This window comes from Sphingobium sp., assembly GCF_041987595.1.
Taxonomy (GTDB): Bacteria; Pseudomonadota; Alphaproteobacteria; order Sphingomonadales; family Sphingomonadaceae; genus Sphingobium.
In genome coordinates this window covers 1-504 of sequence record NZ_JBHIWJ010000272.1, presented here as the reverse complement: position 1 = coordinate 504, position 504 = coordinate 1, and the positions used below count along the sequence as shown (strand labels likewise).

Below are 504 nucleotides of genomic sequence, written 5' to 3'. Positions count from 1 at the left end.
AGTGCCATACCGTCCGGCGCCTGCGTCTCCGCAATCCTCTTCATCCCCTCATCCTGAGCCTGTCGAAGGACGCACCGTCGTCTGTGCGACCCTCCACCTCAGAGGGCAAAGCAATCAGTCCTTCGCGCGCTCGACGTAGCTGCGGTCCTCGGTGTTGACCACGACGCGGGTGCCGGTCTCGATGTGCGGCGGCACCATGATGCGCACGCCGTTTTCCAGCACCGCCGGCTTGAACGAGGAGGAGGCGGTCTGGCCCTTGACCACGGCGTCGGCCTCGACGATCTCCATCACCACCTGCTGCGGCAGGGTCACGCCGATCGGCTCGCCTTCATAGCTCTCGACCATGACGTTCATGTTTTCCTGCAGGAAGGGCACGGCCTCCTCGCCGATCATCTCGGCGGTCATCGTCACCTGGTCGTAAGTCTCGTTGTCCATGAAGGTGAAGCTCTCGCCGTCGGCGTAGAGATACTGGTATTCCTTCTCGTCCAGCCGCGCGCGTTCCAC

1 protein-coding gene is annotated in these 504 nt (G+C 63.3%); it reads right to left on the bottom strand.

Annotated features, from left to right (window positions below):
• Window positions 1–114: 114 nt before the first annotated feature.
• Window positions 115–504, bottom strand: a 390-nt coding sequence (locus tag ACFC3J_RS23140; RefSeq protein ID WP_375198233.1) for an elongation factor P, incomplete at its 5' end; no start/stop codon positions are given.